11 protein-coding genes are annotated in these 15760 nt (G+C 67.2%); 5 read left to right on the top strand and 6 right to left on the bottom strand.

The features are described from left to right. The 6 genes from A6B37_RS09005 to A6B37_RS08980 all read right to left on the bottom strand — a co-directional run. Positions 1-2412, bottom strand: a 2412-nt coding sequence (locus tag A6B37_RS09005) for a retention module-containing protein (protein WP_146748003.1), incomplete at its 3' end; no start/stop codon positions are given. Between the two features lie 84 nt (positions 2413-2496). Then, the gene (locus A6B37_RS09000) at positions 2497-3153 is read right to left on the bottom strand and encodes a response regulator transcription factor (protein WP_102771675.1); all 657 of its coding nucleotides are present in this window, start codon (positions 3151-3153) and stop codon (positions 2497-2499) included. A 19-nt stretch (positions 3154-3172) separates the two neighbouring features. Beyond that, a complete protein-coding gene (locus A6B37_RS08995; RefSeq protein ID WP_102771674.1) occupies positions 3173-4594 on the bottom strand; it encodes an HlyD family type I secretion periplasmic adaptor subunit in 1422 nt (473 codons plus the stop codon). A 7-nt stretch (positions 4595-4601) separates the two neighbouring features. After that, the gene (locus A6B37_RS08990) at positions 4602-6776 is read right to left on the bottom strand and encodes a type I secretion system permease/ATPase (protein ID WP_111825509.1); all 2175 of its coding nucleotides are present in this window, start codon (positions 6774-6776) and stop codon (positions 4602-4604) included. Further along, complete coding sequence (locus A6B37_RS08985; protein ID WP_043542665.1) at positions 6751-6963, bottom strand: hypothetical protein; 213 nt, start codon at positions 6961-6963, stop codon at positions 6751-6753. The genes A6B37_RS08990 and A6B37_RS08985 overlap by 26 nt, the downstream gene beginning before the upstream one ends. 25 nt (positions 6964-6988) lie before the next feature. Further along, positions 6989-8482 (bottom strand): TolC family outer membrane protein, encoded by a 1494-nt coding sequence (locus A6B37_RS08980; protein WP_111825508.1) that lies wholly within the window; start codon positions 8480-8482, stop codon positions 6989-6991. Between the two features lie 524 nt (positions 8483-9006). Here A6B37_RS08980 and leuC point away from each other — a divergent pair. The 5 genes from leuC to A6B37_RS08955 all read left to right on the top strand — a co-directional run bounded on the left by leuC (position 9007) and on the right by A6B37_RS08955 (position 15758). Then, the gene (gene leuC, locus A6B37_RS08975) at positions 9007-10410 is read left to right on the top strand and encodes a 3-isopropylmalate dehydratase large subunit (protein ID WP_111825507.1); all 1404 of its coding nucleotides are present in this window, start codon (positions 9007-9009) and stop codon (positions 10408-10410) included. Between the two features lie 24 nt (positions 10411-10434). After that, the gene (leuD, locus tag A6B37_RS08970) at positions 10435-11085 is read left to right on the top strand and encodes a 3-isopropylmalate dehydratase small subunit (protein WP_102771671.1); all 651 of its coding nucleotides are present in this window, start codon (positions 10435-10437) and stop codon (positions 11083-11085) included. A gap of 35 nt (positions 11086-11120) precedes the next feature. Next, positions 11121-12197 carry a 3-isopropylmalate dehydrogenase gene (gene leuB / locus A6B37_RS08965; protein WP_111825506.1) on the top strand — a complete coding sequence of 359 codons (1077 nt, stop codon included), beginning with the start codon at positions 11121-11123 and terminating at the stop codon, positions 12195-12197. Between the two features lie 218 nt (positions 12198-12415). Further along, positions 12416-13546: an aspartate-semialdehyde dehydrogenase gene (gene asd / locus A6B37_RS08960; RefSeq protein ID WP_102771669.1), complete on the top strand. Its 1131-nt coding sequence runs from the start codon at positions 12416-12418 to the stop codon at positions 13544-13546. Between the two features lie 259 nt (positions 13547-13805). Beyond that, a complete protein-coding gene (locus tag A6B37_RS08955) occupies positions 13806-15758 on the top strand; it encodes a FimV/HubP family polar landmark protein (protein WP_111825505.1) in 1953 nt (650 codons plus the stop codon). Positions 15759-15760 lie beyond the last annotated feature (2 nt).

Raw genomic sequence — 15760 nt, 5'->3', positions numbered from 1 at the left:
CGCGTCGGTCGCGGTGACGACGATCGTGTAGACGCCGTTGTTGCCGCCCTGCGAGGCCGAGGAGTCGATCTTGCCGGAGATGAGGCCGGTGACGGGGTCCAGCGCCAGGCCCGGCGGCAGGCCGGTGGCGGTGTAGGTGAGGGTGTCGCCCTGGTCCACGTCCTGGAACTGCTTGGCGATGTCGACCGGGGTGATGACGTCGCTGTCGTTGTTGCTCAGGTCGCCCAGAATGACGTCCGGCGTGAGGATCGGGGCGTCGTTGCTGCCGGTGACCGTGATGACCAGCGTGGCCTTGTCCGTGGCGCCCTGGGCGTCGGTCACGGTGTAGGTGATGGAAGTGGTCGCCGTCTGGCCGTCGCCCAGGCGCTGGAAGTCCGCGCCCGGATTGAAGGTGTAGGTGCCGTCGGCGTTCAGCGTGAAGGTGCCGCCGTTGGAGCCGGCCACGGGCTGGCCCACGCCGGCTTCCTTGCCGTTGACCTGCGAGACCGAGAGCGCGTCGCCGTCCGGATCGCGGTCGTTGCCGAGCACGCCTTCGGTGCGGTGGTCGACGACCAGGACGGTGTCTTCCTGGGTGCGGCCGGCGTCATCGAGGGCGATCGGCTCGGGGTTGCCGATGGTCCAGACGAAGGTCTGCGAGACCGAGGCGCCCGATTTGTCGGTGGCGGTCACGGTGATCAGGTACTCGCCCTTGACGCCGGTGTTGGTGTGGTCGGAGGCCCAGTTGGCCAGCGTGCCGGAGAAGGTGCCGGTGGCGGTGTCGAAGGTGAGGCCGCCGGGCACGTGGTCGACGGAGTAGGTCAGCGCGTCGCCATTGTCGATATCGCTGAAATAGCCGGACAGGTCATAGCTGACCGTGTCGCCGTCCATGTTGTCGCGGTTGTCCAGCGCGATCGCCACGGGCGCATCGTTGGTGCCGGCGATCTCGACCGTCAGCGTGGCCGTGCTGGTGCCGCCTTCGCCGTCCGAAACCAGGTAGGTGATGGAGCTGCTGGTCTTCTCGCCGGCCGCCAGGTTCTGGAAGTCCGCGCCGGGGTTGAAAGTGTACGAGCCGTCGGCGTTCAGCGTGAACGTGCCGCCGCCCGAGCCGGTGACGACGCTGCCCACGCCGGCGGCGCTGCCGTTGACTGCGGTGACGGTCAGCGTGTCGCCGTCCGGGTCGTTGTCGTTGGACAGCACGCCGTTCGCGGCGTCGACGCTCAGGGTGGTGTCTTCGTCGGTCTGGCCGGCGTCATCCAGGGCGGTGGGCGCGGGGTTGGTCACGTCCCAGTCGAAGGACTGCGAGGTGGTGGCGCCGGAGGGGTCGGTGGCGGTCACGGTGACCGTGTAGACGCCGTTGTTGCCGCCCTGCGAGGCCGAGTGGTCGATGGTGCCGGTGATCACGCCCGTGTTGGGATCGATGCTCAGTCCGGGCGGCAGGCCGTTGGCGGTGTAGGTCAGCTTGTCGCTGGTGTCCGGGTCGGAGAAGTAGCCGGAGACGTCGTAGCTCACGCCGGTCTGGGCGTCGACGCCGCTGGTGCCGGAGATGGCGGTCGACACCGGGCCTTCGTTGCTGCCTGTGATCGTGATGACCACGTTGGCGGTGGAGGTGGCGCCGCTGGGGTCCGTGATGACGTACGAAATCGTGGTGGTGGTGGTTTCGCCTTCGGCCAGGTGGGTGTAGTTGCCGCCCGGGTTGAAGACGTAGCTGCCGTCGGGCTGGATGGTGAAGGTGCCGCCGTTGCTGCCGTTGACGGTGATGCCGCCCGGGGTCATGGGACGGCCGCTGATCGAGACGATGGCCAGCGGGTCGCCGTCGGGATCGGAGTCGTTGAGCAGCAGGTTGCCGCGCACCAGGCTGTCCTGGCCGCCGCGGCCGGCGTCGTCGAGCGCGTTGGGCGCGTTATTGACGGTGGTGGGGGTGACGGTCGCTTCTTCGTCGTCGCCGCGCGAGCCCAGGCCCGACAGGCGGGGCAGCACGTCGTTGGCGCGGGCCGGATTGGGGTAGGCCAGGTCCAGCGGAGACGTGGTTTCGAGGATGCGGGCCAGGCGCACGAAGCTGCTGCCGCCGTTATCGCCGCCGCCGGCCACCACGGCCGCGGTGGGATCGAGTTCGTCGAACGGGTCGCGGCCGTCGCGCAGGGCGGCCAGCAGGCGGTCGGAATCGGTGCCGCTGGGCGGGGCCACCGCGGCTTCCGAGGGATCGGCCAGCGGGCCGCCCATGTCGCCGTTCATCGCCACTTCGCGGCCTTCGCCGATCACGATCGGCATGCCGTCGCCCACCTGAAGCGAAACCGTGGCGCCCGAGGCCGTGACGACCTCGCTGCCGGCGGGCACTTTGCTGCCCTGATGCAGTTCGGTCAGGGAACCGTCGCTATTGCGTATCCAGGCGCGACCGGTGATTTCGTTGACGACTGCAGGGGTAGTGTTGGCCATGTTGGTTCCGTTTCAGGGAGTTATCCAAGATGACCAGATACTAGGTCGCGCCGGCGGCGCGGGATATTGTCCTCAAGGACAGTATCAGGAGGCGATTTTGGCGGCGCTGTCGGCGGGGGTGGAAATGCCGTGGACCAGCAGGGCGAGCTGCAGGCGGTCGGTGACGCCCAGCTTCTCGAAAACGGCCGACAGGTGGGCCTTGACCGTGCGTTCGGTAATGCCCAGGGTCTCGGCGATGGGCGCGTTGGCATGGCCGTTGGCGGCGTAGCGCGCCACCGTCATTTCGCGTTCGGTCAAGAGGCCGCCGTCCCACGAGGGCGCGCCCTGGGTGCGTTCAGCCACCAGCTTGAGCAGCCGGGACACCAGGGACCTGCCCATCCAGATGCCGCCGGAGGCCACCACCTCCAGCGCCTGCGACAGGGCCGCCGCCGGCGCATAGCTGTGGCAATAGCCGTGGGCGCCCGCGCCCAGGGCTTGTGTGCCTTCTTCGTCGTTGGGGCTGGGGCTGGCCACGACGACGCGCATTTCCGCCAGGGCGGCGGTCCAGCTGGGGTCCTGCCAGGAGGGAAGCCGGGGCAGGCCGGTATCCAGCACCGCCAGCGTGCGGCCCTGCTCGCGCCAGCGCTGCAGGTCGGCAAGGCCGCGCCCGCGGGCGGCCATCCAGCGCGCCGGGTCCAGCGCGCGCCAGTGTTGCCACAACAGGTCGTCGTGCGTAATCAACAGGACAGGAACGGGTTTCATAAAGCCTTGCAGTCCTCCGTCAACGTTCGGTGAAGGCATTCGCCTTGGCGCGCAATATCGGCTTGAGCAGGTATTGCAGCACCGTGCGCTTGCCGGTCAGGATATGGACCTCCGCCACCATCCCGGGGATGATGGGCAACAGCTTCTCGCCCACGGTGCTGCGGTCCGTGCGGACGCGCACCACGTAGTAGGAATTGCCTTTCTCGTCGGTCACGGTGTCCGCGCCGATCTGCTCGACCTTGCCTTCCAGGCCGCCGTAGATGGCGAAGTCGTAGGCGGTGAACTTCACTTCGGCCTTCTGGTCGGCGTGCAGGAAGCCGATGTCGCGCGGCAGGATGCGCACTTCGAGCAGCAGGGTGTCGTCCTTGGGCACGATCTCGATGATGTCCTTGCCCGGCTGCACCACGCCGCCGACGGTGTTGTTGAACAGCGTCTTGACGGTGCCGCGCACCGGGGCGCGGACTTCGGCCAGCTTGACGCGGTCGACCAGCGCCAGCTTGCCTTCGCGCAGCGTCGACAGCTTGGTGTTGGTTTCGGACAGTTCGCTGCGGGCCTGGTTGCGGATATTGAGCTCGGCTTCCTGGATCTTGCTTTCGGCTTCCTTGATCGAGGCCTGGAAACGGTCGATCTGCGCTTCGGCGCCTTTCTGTTCGCCGCAATAGCGCGCCACGTCGCGCTGCAGGCGCAGCAGGTCGACCTCGGAGACGGCGCCACTCTTGAGCAGCGGGCGGGTCACCTGCAGTTCGCGCGAGGTCAGGCCACAGCTGGCGGCGGCCTGGTCGCGCTTGGCGATGGTTTCGCGCAGGTCTTCCTGGCGCTGATTGAGCTGTTCGCGGGCGACGTTGACGGTGGCGTTCAGTTCGCTGGTGCGGGCCTGCCACGCATTGCGTTCCATTTCGACCAGCCCTGGCGCCTGCGCCAGCACCTCTTCGGGCGCGACGAAGGGCTCGCCCGTGGCCAGCGCCTTCAGGCGCGCCGACTTGGCCAGCAGCGACAGGTATTCGGCGTTGTTCTCGCCCAGCGACGAGGCGAAGCGGGTGGAGTCGATCCTGAGCAGGACTTCGCCGGCCTCGACCTCCTGGCCGGGGCGCACCAGGATTTCCTCGACGATGCCGCCGTCCAGGCTCTGGATGATCTGCACCTGGCGCGACGGCACGACCTTGCCTTCGCCGCGGACGACCTCGTCGATGCTGCCCACGGCGGCCCAGAACAGCAGGCCGCCGGTGGCCAGCAGGCTGACCCACAGCAGGATGCGCGAGCCGCGCGCCTGGGATTCGTGGATGACCCATTCCGCATTGCCGACGTAGTCGGAGCGGTGCTGCGGCTTGTTCCGGTCGGCGCCGTCGAGCAGGCGGTCGAAAAAGAACATGAAGACGCCGCGCAGCTTGCGCCACAGGGTTCCAAACAGGCCGTGCCTGGTTTCGGCTGGGTTGTTCAGCATGCTTGCCTCAGCTTCCGCGTCCGACGCGTCCTTGACGCAGGGCTTCGACCACTTGCTCCTTGGGACCGTCGGCCACGATGTGGCCGTTGTCGATCACGATGAGCCGGTCGACCAGGTCCAGCAAGGCGGTGCGGTGCGTGACCAGCAGGATGGTCTTGGTTTCGCTGGCTTCTCCCAGGCGCTTGCGCAGCTGGGCTTCGCTCTGGTGGTCCATGTTGCTGCTGGGCTCGTCCAGCAGCAGGATGGGCGGATCGTTGATCAGGGCCCGGGCCACGGCCACCGACTGGCGCTGGCCGCCGGACAGGGACTCGCCGCGCTCGCCGATCAGCATGTCGAAGCCATTGGGATGGAGGTTGGCGAAATCCGTGACGCCGGCCAGGTTGGCGGCCGCGAGGATGCTGGCGTCGTCGGCGTAGGGCGCGCCCATGGCCAGGTTGTGCTTGAGGCTGCCGTAGAAAAGCAGCGGGTCCTGGGGCACGTGGCCGATGGCCCGCCGCACGTCGGCCGGATCGATCTGGCGCACGTCGATGCCGTCGAGCAGCACCGCGCCCTCGGTGGGCTCATACAGGGCCAGGGCCAGTTTTTCCAGCGTGGTCTTGCCCGAGCCGATGCGGCCGATGACGCCGACCTTTTCGCCCGGCTTGAGCTTGAACGAGACCTTCTTCAGCGCCGGCTGCGCCGCGCCCGGATAAGTGAAGCTGACGTCGCGGAATTCCAGCCCGCCGTGGAACACGGGGCGGTGCAGGAATTCGGCATTGGCGGGGCGTTCGACCGGCAGCTTCATGTAGTTGTCGATCGAACCCAGCGACGTGCGCGCGTTCTGGTATTGCATGAGCAGGCCGGCGACCTGCCCCAGCGGCGCCAGGCAGCGGCCCGCGATCATGGATGCGGCGATGATGCCGCCCATGGAGATGGCGGACTCCTGCGCCTGGTAGACGCCGATGATCACGACCGAGATCGACACCATCTGCTGCACGGCCTGCACGAAACCGACCGTGGACGAGGAGATCAGCTTGAGCTTGCCGCCGGTCTGGGCGATGAATTCGGTGGCGCGTTCCCAGTTGCGCTGGATCGCGCCCTGGGCGTTGAGCGTCTTGACGGCCTCCAGGCCGGTCAGCGCCTCGACCAGGGTGGCGTTGCGCTGCGAGGCGGCCTGGAACGACGACATGGTCAGCGCTTCCATGCGCGCCTGCGCCGCCAGCGACACCAGCAGGATCAGCACGATGGCGACCAGCGGCGGCAGCACCATCCAGGGCGAGATCCAGGCCAGGGCCAGCAGGAACAGCAGGATGAAGGGCAGGTCCACCAGGGTGGTGATGGTGGCCGAGGCGATGAAATCGCGGATGGACTCGAACGAGCGCAGGTTGGCGGCGAAGGAGCCGACCGACACCGGCCTGCCTTCCAGCCGCAGGTCCAGCACCCGTTCCATGATCTGGGCCGACAGGCGCACGTCGACCCGCTTGCTGGCGCTGTCGACCACGTGCGAGCGGGCGGTGCCCAGGATCATGTTGAAGATCACGACCAGCGTGATGCCGATGGCCAGCACCCAGAGGGTTTCGATGGCGTTGTTGGGCACGACGCGGTCATAGACGTTCATCGTGAACAACGGCATGGCCATCGCGAAGATGTTGATCAGCAGCGCCGCGACCAGCGCGTCGCGGTACAGGCGCCGGTTCTCCATGATGGCGGCCCAGAACCAATGGCGCTCGCGCACCTTGGCGACCTCGGGCGCGCGCGCGTCGAAGCGGAACTGCGGCCGCACGAAGCACACCAGGCCGGTGTATTGCGCCGCCAGGTCCGTGGCGCTCATTTCCATGGAGCTGCCGCCCAGTTCGGGATGGCTGACCACGTATTTGTCGCCGTCCGTCTTCAGCAGCAGACAGGCGCGCTCGCCATGCAGCAGCAGGATGGCGGGCAGCAGGTCCTGGGAAATGCTTTCGAGCGGGCGTTTGACCACGCGCGCCGACATCTGCGCGCGCGCGGCGGCGCGCGGCAGCAGGGCGGGGGTCAGCCGGTGTTCTTCCAGCGGCAGGCCCGAAGACAGCGCCTGGGCCGTGGCCGTCACCCCGTGCAGCCGGGTGATTTCCACCAGACAGTCCAGCAGGGGATCGTCATGCGCGGCGCGGGCGTCCGCGCGCCACTCCCGGGCGGCCAGTTCAGATAACTTGTCCATCTTCGTCATCCAGCAGGTCGAGGTGTTCCGAGAGTCGCGCGCGCTGCTGCTTGCGCTGGGTGAGTTTCTGTTGCGCCTGTATCGGCAGGTCCGTCATACGCAAGGTGCCATTGGCGATCAGCGCGTCGATCAGGTCTTCCAGGACGCGGACGAAGTCCGCGTCCAATTGCGAGAAGTCTTTGCCCTGTTTCGGCATGGGGTCTCCTTGCGCCAACGGGCGCTCAGGGTTTGGCGCTGGGCGAGCTCATGGGAATGAGCGTGGGCGGCAGCGCGCCTTCGTTGTATTTCACATGCACGGGAGCCAGGCGGGCGGTGTCGGGAACCGTCGAGTTGCACAGCTTGATCACTTCGTCGGACACCACCAGCTTGCCGTTTTCCTCGGGCATTTCGTTGCGTGCGGGCTGCAGCGCCAGGGCGGGCAGCAGCGCGTGCGACAGCGCCAGCCAGCGGTACTGAGCGAGCTGCAGATCATACAAGGCGTTGGTCAGCGCGCGGCGCGATTCGAAGAGTTCGTTCTCGGTGTCCAGCAGGTCCAGCAGCGAGCGCTGGCCGATCTGGAATTGCTGGCGATAGGCCTCGCGCACCTTGGTGGTGGCGACTTCGTGATCGCGCAGGAACGGCAGCTTCTGGTTCAGGCTGACGATGTTGTTCCAGGCCACGGCCAGGTCCTGCTGCACGTTGCGGCAGGTGTAGTCGCGGATGTCGCGCGCGGCGTAGGACTGCGCGGCGGTCTGGCGCACCCGGGCCGAATCGGCGCCGCCGCGGTACAGGTTGTAGCTCATGACGAGCTGGACGCTGGAGTTCTGGATGTCGCGGTTCTGGGGCGTCGGGTCGTTCTGGTCGCGGCCGGTGGCGGCCACGAATTCGAACTTGGGCGAGAACGCGCCCTTGGACGAGGCGACACCGGCTTCGGCGGCCTGCAGGCCGGCCTGCTTGGACAGGAAGCTGGGGTTGCGGCGCAGCGACTCGTTGAAGTCGGCGGGCTTGGCCGGCAGCTTGCCGCTGATGTCGGGCGGCGGCTGCATGGATTCCGGGGGCAGGGCGCCGGTCACGCGCTGGAAGCGCTGCTGCACGTCCAGCAGGTTGGCGGTCTCGGTCATCAGGTTGGTCTGCGCCAGCGCCAGGCGGCCGCCGGCCTGTTCCAGGTCGACACGGCGGCCCACGCCCGATTCGGTGCGCTCGTTGATCTGCTTGAGCGTTTCCTCGTGCAGGGAATAGTTCTGACGGGCCAGCAGTTCCATGTCGCGGTAACGCTGCAGGTCGACATAGGCCTGCACGGCGGAAAACGCCGTCGTGTCGCTGGTGGCCAGCAGGTCGTAGAACTTCGCCAGTTTGTCGAAGCCCGCCTGCTTGACGTCATTGCTGGTGCGGAAGCCGTCGAAAATCAATTGCCGCAACTCGACGCTGTAGCCCGGCCGGCTCCAGTTCTGCGAACCCACGCCCGGCACGTTGTTGCGGTACTCGCGACCCACGTAGCCTTGCGCGTTGACCTGCGGGAAAAACGCCGCGCGCGCGACGTTCTGGCCTTCCAGCGAGGCCTGGAAATCATGGTACTTGGCCTGGATTTCCGGGTTGCTGAGCAGGGTCTGCTCGACGATCTGGTTCATCGTGACCGCGGGCTGCGACGCAGCCGGAGCGGATGACTGTGCAAATGCCGCAGGACCGAATGCCAGGGCAAGGGCCGAAGCCGTGCTTTTGAGCAAAAACGAAGCCATAGTGATTATTCGCGAGTCGAGTTGAGGATTAGATGGCCGCCATATTGTGTGGAAATGTCAGTTTTGACGAGTCAATATTTGTTAATAGTTGACGAACTTTTCCAGGCGCTCCATTGAGCTTCTCCGCGTATCATCCATTAATTCAGGCTAACTTGCACGATCTTTGCTCAGTAAGGTCTTGATATGCGGGTTTAATTCAAATTTAAGTCGGTTTATTTCTCTTTATTTCGTAAAAGAAGCAACCGCGGCCACGAATAATTATATCGGTTTGATAATTTTGTATCTGTTTATCGGTCCGGTTTTACATGTGAGGTTATTTGCAACAACAATGGCCGCTGATATGAAACACACAGCAGAAGGCGTTGTGCGCCCAGCATGGTAGTGCTGGTACTGGTATATCAGGTGTGGTTGTACTAGGTTCCGGGCGTGGGCATAATTCCTCCATGCCGCAGCGGCCGGTGCGGGAGCGAATTGCTCACACCGTGCGAGGCCCGAGTCGGACTGTCTACCAGCAGAGCGCATCCATGGCCCAAACCCTTTACGACAAACTCTGGGACGCCCACGTCGTCCATCAGGAATCAGACGGCACCTGTCTGCTCTATATCGACCGCCACCTGGTGCACGAAGTCACCAGCCCGCAGGCGTTCGAGGGGCTGGCCCTGGCCGGCCGCAAGCCGTGGCGCACCGGCGCCAACCTGGCGGTGGCGGACCACAACGTGCCCACCCTGAACCGCGCCCAGGGCATCGACGACCCGATTTCGCGCCTGCAGGTGGATACGCTGGACGCCAACTGCGAAAAATACGGCATTACCGAATTCCGCATGAATGACCTGCGTCAAGGTATCGTGCACGTGATCGGCCCGGAGCAGGGCGCGACGCTGCCCGGCATGACGGTGGTCTGTGGCGACTCGCACACCAGCACCCACGGCGCGCTGGGTGCGCTGGCCTTCGGCATTGGCACGTCCGAGGTCGAGCACGTGCTGGCCACCCAGACGCTGCTCATGAAGAAAGCCAAGAGCATGCTCATCAAGGTCGAAGGCGAACTGCCCTTCGGCTGCACCGCCAAGGACGTGGTGCTGCACATCATCGGCCGGATCGGCACGGCCGGCGGCACGGGCTATGCCATCGAGTTCGCCGGCAGCACCATCCGCGGCCTGTCCGTGGAAGGCCGCATGACCATCTGCAACATGGCCATCGAGGCCGGCGCCCGGTCGGGCATGGTCGCGGTCGACGACAAGACCGTCGAGTATTTCCGCGGCCGTCCCTTCGCGCCCACCGGCGTGCTGTGGGACCAGGCGGTCGCCTACTGGCGCACGCTGCATACCGACGAAGGCGCCAAGTTCGACTCCGTCGTCGAGGTCGACGCGCGCGACATCACGCCGCAGGTCACCTGGGGCACGTCGCCCGAAATGGTGCTGCCGGTGGATTCCCGCGTGCCGGACCCGGACCGCGAGAAGGACGAAGGACGCCGCAGCGGCATGGAGCGCGCGCTGCAGTACATGGGCCTCAAGCCCAACACGCCGCTCACCGACATCCGCATCGACCGCGTCTTCATCGGCTCGTGCACCAACTCCCGCATCGAAGACCTGCGCGCCGCCGCCGCCGTGGCCCGCGGCAAGCACGTGGCTTCCAATGTGCGCCAGGCCATGGTCGTGCCGGGCTCGGGCCTGGTCAAGCAGCAGGCCGAACGCGAAGGGCTGGACAAGATCTTCATCGAAGCCGGTTTCGAATGGCGCGAGCCGGGCTGCTCCATGTGCCTGGCCATGAACGCCGACCGCCTCGAACCGGGCGAACGCTGCGCCTCCACCTCGAACCGCAACTTCGAAGGCCGGCAGGGGCAGGGCGGGCGCACCCACCTGGTGAGCCCGGCCATGGCCGCCGCCGCCGCGGTGGCCGGCCACTTCGTCGACGTCCGCACCTTCCGTTAAGCGCCACGCACCGAGACCGACATCATGCAAGCATTTACCAATCACGAAGGCCTGGTGGCTCCGCTCGACCGCGAAAACGTCGACACGGACCTCATCATCCCCAAGCAGTTCCTCAAGTCCATCAAGCGCTCCGGCTTCGGCCCGAACCTGTTCGACGAACTGCGCTACCTGGACCACGGCGAACCGGGCATGGACAACAGCAAGCGTCCGCTGAATCCGGATTTCGTGCTGAACCAGCCGCGCTACCAGGGCGCGTCGGTGCTGCTGACGCGCAAGAACTTCGGCTGCGGCTCGAGCCGCGAGCATGCGCCCTGGGCGCTGACGCAATACGGCTTTCGCGCCATCATCGCGCCGTCGTATGCGGACATTTTCTTCAACAACAGCTTCAAGAACGGCCTGCTGCCCATCGTGCTGTCCGAGCTGGAAGTCGCCCGCCTGTTCGACGAAGTCAAGGCCTTCGCCGGCTACAAGCTGCGCATCGACCTGGAGCGCCAGGTCGTGGTGGCGGCCGACGGCCGTGAAATGGGCTTCGAGATCGAACCCTTCCGCAAGTACTGCCTGCTCAACGGCTTCGACGACATCGGCCTGACCCTGCGCCAGTCCGACAAGATCCGCGCCTTCGAGGCCGAGCGCCTGGCGCGCCATCCGTGGCTGGAAAGCCGCCCCATCGCCTGACGCACCGCTTATTCCGACCACAGGATAGTTTTCGTATGACTCACAATATCGCAGTCCTGCCGGGTGACGGCATCGGCCCGGAAATCGTCGAACAGGCCGTGCGCGTCCTGAAGGCGCTGGACATTCCCCTCGACATCAAGGAAGCGCCCGTGGGCGGCGCGGCGTTCGACGCGTTCGAGCATCCGCTGCCGCCGGCCACGCTCAAGCTGGCCCAGGAATCGCACGCCGTGCTGTTCGGCGCCGTCGGCGACTGGAAGTACGACAGCCTGCCGCGCGAATTCCGCCCGGAACAGGCCATTCTGGGCCTGCGCAAGGCGCTCGGCCTGTTCGCCAACCTGCGCCCGGCCATCCTGTATCCCGAGCTGGCCAGCGCGTCCTCGCTCAAGCCCGAGATCGTGTCCGGCCTGGACATCCTGATCATCCGCGAACTGACCGGCGACATCTACTTCGGCACGCCGCGCGGCGTGCGCGCCTCGCCCGACGGCACCTTCGCCGGCGAGCGCGAGGGCTACGACACCATGCGCTATGCCGAATCTGAAGTGCGCCGCATCGCGCGCATCGGCTTCGAATCGGCCCGCAAGCGCAACAAGAAGCTGTGCAGCGTGGACAAGGCCAACGTGCTGGAGACCTCGCAGTTCTGGCGCGACATCGTGATCGAGGTGGCCCGCGACTATCCCGACGTGGAGCTGTCGCACATGTACGTCGACAACGCCGCCATGCAGCTGGTGCGCAGCCCGCGCCAGTTCGACGTCATCGTCACCGGCAACCTGTTCGGCGACATCCTGTCGGACGAGGCGGCCATGCTGACCGGCTCGATCGGCATGCTGCCCTCGGCCTCGCTCAACGCCGGCGGCCAGGGCCTGTACGAACCCAGCCACGGCTCGGCCCCGGACATCGCCGGGCAGGGCGTGGCCAATCCGCTGGCCACCATTCTGTCGGCCGCCATGCTGCTGCGCTACTCGCTGAACCTGGCGCCGCAGGCCGACCGGATCGAGGCCGCGGTGCGCCGCGTGCTGGCCGACGGGCTGCGCACCGCCGACATCTTCGAGGCGGGCACGACCAAGGTCGGCACCGCCCAGATGGGCGACGCGGTGCTCAAAGCCCTGGGCTGAGCCGCCTGACGGGCTCGGCGAGAGGCCGTCCAGGTGGCGGCCTCTTGCATTTCGGGGCTTTCCGGCGTGGCCGGGACGCCGCGAAAGCTGTCCCGGCCCATTGCGGCCCCAATTTTTTATAGCTGCGCCGCAACATCTCCCCGTGCATTCTGATAAATTGTTGAATTGCACGGCTTTTTTCCCGGACCCTGTCTTCACCTTTATATAGAGCGATTGAAATGAATCAAGCAGTAGGCCTTGTCGGCTGGCGCGGTATGGTCGGCTCGGTGCTCATGCAACGCATGCGCGACGAGAACGACTTCGCACTGATCGAGCCGGTTTTCTTTTCCACCAGCAACGCTGGCGGCGCTGCGCCCACTTGGGCCGACGGCGCGGGCCCGCTGCAGGACGCCTACGACATTGACGCTCTGAAAAAACTGCCGATCATCGTGACGGCGCAAGGCGGCGACTACACGTCCGAGATCTATCCCAAGCTGCGCGGCGCCGGCTGGAACGGCATCTGGATCGACGCGGCCAGCACGCTGCGCATGGCCGACGACGCCATCATCGTGCTGGACCCGGTCAACCGCCCGGTCATCGACGCGGCGCTCAAGCGCGGCGTGCGCAACTTCGTCGGCGGCAACTGCACGGTCAGCTGCATGCTGATGGGCCTGGCCGGCCTGTTCAACAACGACCTGGTCGAATGGATGACGACCATGACGTACCAGGCCGCCTCGGGCGGCGGCGCGCAGCACATGCGCGAGCTGCTGACCCAGTTCGGCGAAATCAACCAGGCGGTCAAGCCGCTGCTGGACGATCCCGCCTCGGCCATCCTCGAAATCGACCGCGGCGTGCTGGCCAAGCAGAAGGACCCGGCGCTGCCTCAGGAGCATTTCGGCGTGCCGCTGGGCGGCAACCTGATCCCCTGGATCGACAAGGACCTGGGCAACGGCATGTCCAAGGAAGAATGGAAGGGCGAGGTCGAGACCAACAAGATCCTCGGCCGCGGCGCCGCCTTCGGCACGCCCGCCACCCCGATCGACGGCCTGTGCGTGCGCATCGGCGCCATGCGCTGCCATAGCCAGGCGCTGACCATCAAGCTCAAGCGCGACCTGCCGATCGACGAGATCGAAGCGCTGATCGCGCAAGGCACGCAATGGGCCAAGGTGGTGCCGAACACCAAGGAAGCGACCGTCGCGGCGCTGACGCCGGTGGCCGTCACCGGCACGCTCGACATCCCCGTGGGCCGTCTGCGCAAGTTGTCGATGGGCTCGCAATATCTCGGCGCGTTCACGGTCGGCGACCAGCTGCTGTGGGGCGCCGCCGAGCCGCTGCGCCGCATGCTGCGCATCGCGCTGGCCGAGGCCTGAGGCCGGTCTGGCGGCGCGTCGCGCCGCCTGTACACGCCGTCAGCGCGAACAAGGGCACCTGCGGGTGCCCTTGCCGTTTTACGCGGGGTCCGGCCGCATGCGCGGGACCGGCGCGCCAGCAAATCCCGGCGGGCCTTTCAGGTTTGTGAAATGCGCTCGATCCATTACACTTTTCCGATGAATTGATGCCGATTCCGGCCATGTTCGGCATGGATCGGCGCCAGCCCGTCATTCGACTACAAGAACGGAATTCCAGCTTATGACCCAGCGTTCGCGCCAAGTGAAGCATGCCCGCCGTTTGAAAGCCTTGCAGTGGGCGATCGCGTTGGCGATCGGTTCAAGCGTGTGCGGCTCGGCTGCGGCCATGCGCGTGGGGCATTCGCGGGTGGTTTCGGTGCCGGGCGCGCCGCTGCAGGCGATGGTGGGACTGCAGGACCTGACGCCCGATGAAGTGTCGTCGCTGAAGGTCTCGGTGGCCGACGAGGCGGCGTGGCAGCGCGCCGGCCTGAAGCCGCCGGTTCCGCTGGCCAGCATGGTGGTGCGCGTCGAAGACGGCATGGACCCCACGCGCAAGAACCTGCGCGTGCGCGCTTCGCAGCCACCGGCCAGCGGCGCGGTGGACCTGCTGCTGGACATCAGTTCCAGCTCCGGCCAGCGCCAGGTGCAGGTCAGCATCCTGGTGCCGCTGCGCGGCACCACCGCCGAGGTCACGCCGGCCGCGGTCGGCACGCCGTCGCGCGCGGCCGGCGGCCGTTCGGTCAACGTCAAGTCGGGCGACAACCTGTTCGGCATCGCGCAGCGCAACGCGGTGCCCAACGCCTCCGTCTACCAGATGCTGGTGGCCCTGTGGCGCGCCAATCCGCAAGCCTTCATCCAGAACAACATGAACCTGGTGCGCGCCGGAGAGAAGCTGACGATCCCGGACGCCGCCACCGTGCGCGCCGTGGACCCGGCCGAGGCGCGCCGCATTTTCAACGAACACGCCGAAGCCTTCGCAAAATACCGCTCGCGCATTGGCGCGGCCTCGGCCGCGAACCCCGCCGTGGTCCGCGGGCAGGGCGGCGCCTCCGGCAGCGTCGCGGCGCCGGCGGAAACCGGCGTCGCCACCGCCACGCCGCCGCAGGACCGCGTGCGCCTGTCCGCCGGACGCGCCGAGGACAGCGCGGCCGCCCAGGCCGAAGCGCAGGCCGATGCGCGGACCTCCCAGCAGCGCGCCATGGCCGACGTGCAGGGACGGGTGGACCAGCTGCAGAGCAACGTCGACGATTTGAGCAAGGCGCTCGAACAGCAGCGCGCGGGCGCGGCGGGGGCAACAGGTACGCCGGGCGCCGCGGGCACGCCGGGGGCAGCAGGTACGCCGGGCGCTGCGGGCACGCCGGGCGCTGCGGGCACGCCGGGGGCAGCAGGTACGCCGGGCGCTGCAGGCACGCCGGGTGTAACAGGCACGCCGGGTGCAACAGGTACGCCGGGTGCAACAGGTACACCGGGTGCTGCGGGTACGCCTGGCGAAGCGGGTACGCCCGGCGAAGCGGGTACGCCCGGCGCAGCAGGTGCATCGGGCGCTGCAGGCGCACCGGGTGCTGCAGGCACGCCAGGAGCAACCGGCACGCCGGGCGCAGCAGGCACTTCGAGCGCGGCAGGCACGCCGGGCGCGGCAGGCACGCCGGGCGCGGCAGGCACGCCGGGCGCAACTGGCACGCCGGGCACAGCAGGTACGCCGGGCACAGCAGGTACGCCGGGTGCTGTAGGTACGCCGGGCGCAGCAGGCACGCCGGGCACAGCGGGCACACCGGGCGCAGCGGGCACGCCGGGCGCAGCAGGCACGCCGGGCGCAGCAGGCACGCCGGGCGCAACAGGCGCGCCGGGCGCTGCAGGCACGCCGGGCCCCGGGGTCGCGCCCGGCGCCGTCCAGGCGGACAAGCCCGCCGGCACGCCACCCATAAAGCAGGAGAACTCTTCGGGCATGCCTTCATGGCTGGCCGACAATCTGCTCGTCATCGTCACCGCCGTGCTGGCGCTGATCGCCTTCGCCATTGCCTGGCTGCTGCGCCGGGCGGGCGCCCGGCGCGAGGACGACGACGAGGAGACCTACGCCTATAACGAGCCGGTGCTGGATACGGCAGCACTGAACCGCAAGCTCGACAGCATCAATCTCGACCTGGACGAACCGCCCACGGACGAACCGCGCCGTGTCGGCGGTCCACGGGTTTGATA

Origin of the sequence: Achromobacter sp. HZ01 (genome assembly GCF_003267925.1) — a bacterium.
Classification (GTDB): domain Bacteria; phylum Pseudomonadota; class Gammaproteobacteria; order Burkholderiales; family Burkholderiaceae_B; genus Achromobacter; species Achromobacter pulmonis_A.
Note: the sequence above shows the minus strand (reverse complement) of the source record. Positions and strands in the feature narration are given on the sequence as shown.